The sequence below is a fragment of the Paracoccus sp. Z118 genome (assembly GCF_019061185.1).
Taxonomy (GTDB): Bacteria; Pseudomonadota; Alphaproteobacteria; order Rhodobacterales; family Rhodobacteraceae; genus Paracoccus.
Genome location: NZ_JAHQZU010000076.1, coordinates 1 through 1885, shown reverse-complemented (window position 1 = coordinate 1885; position 1885 = coordinate 1). Strand labels below are relative to the sequence as shown.

The 1885-nt window shown below is 62.7% G+C and carries 2 protein-coding genes; both read right to left on the bottom strand.

Annotated elements, in window-relative coordinates; all coding sequences use genetic code 11:
* Positions 1-69: 69 nt before the first annotated feature.
* Complete coding sequence (locus tag KTN05_RS17410; protein ID WP_217330632.1) at positions 70-756, bottom strand: PHB depolymerase family esterase; 687 nt, start codon at positions 754-756, stop codon at positions 70-72.
* Positions 757-1495: 739 nt separating this feature from the next.
* On the bottom strand, positions 1496-1885 hold a 390-nt coding region (locus KTN05_RS17405; protein ID WP_217330631.1), incomplete at its 5' end, for a hypothetical protein.

The following is a 1885-nucleotide window of genomic DNA, read 5'->3' as shown; positions in this document are numbered from 1 at the left end:
CAATCCCGGCATCAGGCTGCCCGCTGTAGCAATCTGATCAAGCTCGGACCTCTCCGAGGGCCGGCGCTCCTACACCACGCCAAGGGGCATGACCGACATCGCTGATCGCAGGGACCGGATATTGCCCGGCGGCAGACCGGAATGAACGCCGACCGCCGCGAAAAGGTCGGGATAGGCGGCGCCGATGATGGCCGCCGCGGTCCCTCCGGCCGAGATGCCGGCGATGTAGATGCGGGCGGGATTGGCACGGCCGAAGGACATCGCGTGCCGCGTCAGGGCCGCGATGACGGCGGGCTCCCCTCTGCCCCGCGCCTGGTTCTTCGGATCGTGCCAGTTCCAGCACCGCCCGACATTCGCCTTGGGCGACTGCTGCGGATAGAGCACCAGCAAGCCAAGCTCGTCCGCCAGCCTGTTCATGTCGGTGCCGGCCGCAAAGTCGGGCGCGGACTGGGAACACCCGTGCAGCATGACGACCAGCGGCATGCGCCGGCGCGCCGAACCCTTCGGCGTGTAGAACCTGTAGTCGAGCGTGCCCTGCGGACAGGTGAACGTGTCGGCGAGAAAGCTGCCCGGCGTCGGACGCGGCGGAACCGTGGATTGTTTCCGTCTGGCTGTGGGCGACGCCGATGCCACCCGCTTGCGCTTGGGCTTCGGGGTCGACGGCACCAGGAGACGCGGAAGCGCAAGGACGGTGGACAGGGGCCGCCTTCTGGCGCGCCGCGCCGCGCTGGCCATCGTCTTGAGAAGATCGGCCATGAGAAGCCCCGCGCGTGACGTGGAATGTGACTAGGAGCGAGCCATCCGTCGCTCAAGACGGGAGCCGGGTCAAATCGAAGCCGTTCACGCTGATGAACCGCACCATGTCTGAGCCGCGCCGGGTCCGACGGTCGGCAGGAGCAGCACCCTGACGGTAGGGTCATGCACCTGCGCAGCGTCGCTGAATGTCGGCGGATGCGGTCGGCTGCCGGTTTTCGTGTCGGGTGTTGATGTGGCGTTGATGTAAACTGCAAACACAAAAAGCCTCCCGCGAGGGAGGCTCTTAAGCCGCTGATGTTACGCAGGAATTTGGTTGCGGGGACAGGATTTGGCCTGAACCGAACGTCAGGGCCACTCGCACTCAGCACCAAGCGCTCCCCGTGCTAATCAGCTATACATCAAACCGATTAACGCTCTGCAACCTTGTTGAGCAACTTTTGCCGATCGCGATCATCGATGCGTTCGCCATGGGTCTTTCTGGCTCCGTGAGCCCAGAGTGTTGATTTCCACCCGGAACACGCCGTACATTCGGCGCAGGTCGGCGGCCACTGGCTTGCGGTCCCTCCAGGAGCAGAAGTTCCGGCTGTACGGACCAGGTGCACGATGCAGGTCTGATCCATGGCCTCTGGGAAGAAGATCTTACACTCTCCCATAGTGCTTCCTTCCATTCCTGAGAAAGGATCGCACCATCAAACCGTGGGATCAAACACCTACTGCTTCAGTGCAAGCTCGATCTCCCCTACTCCACCAAGCTGACGAGGACGTTTGTTTCGATTTCCCGGACGTTGTTGGTGTCGCAATTCGATCGCAATGTGGAGTTTCCGGTAAACTCGACAGTGTAGCCGATGATCTGCGTGCAGCCGTTCGTCATGTTGGAGTTGCCCTGGAAGCGGACCGTGGAGGTCGGGAAATAGATCGCTCCCTGGGTCGTGGAGCTGCCGAGCGCCGAGTTGCCGAGAATCTTGTGGTCGAGACCGCTACCGCTTCGGCTGCCGAAGAACAGGATGCCGGCGTAGGGACCAGTGGTCGGCGCTTGTATCCTGAAATTGCCGTTGCCGTTGAGGCTGAGCGTCGCACCATTGGCCAGGTAGAACGTGACGCCCTCTCCGGCCATCGAGGCCTCGTCAAG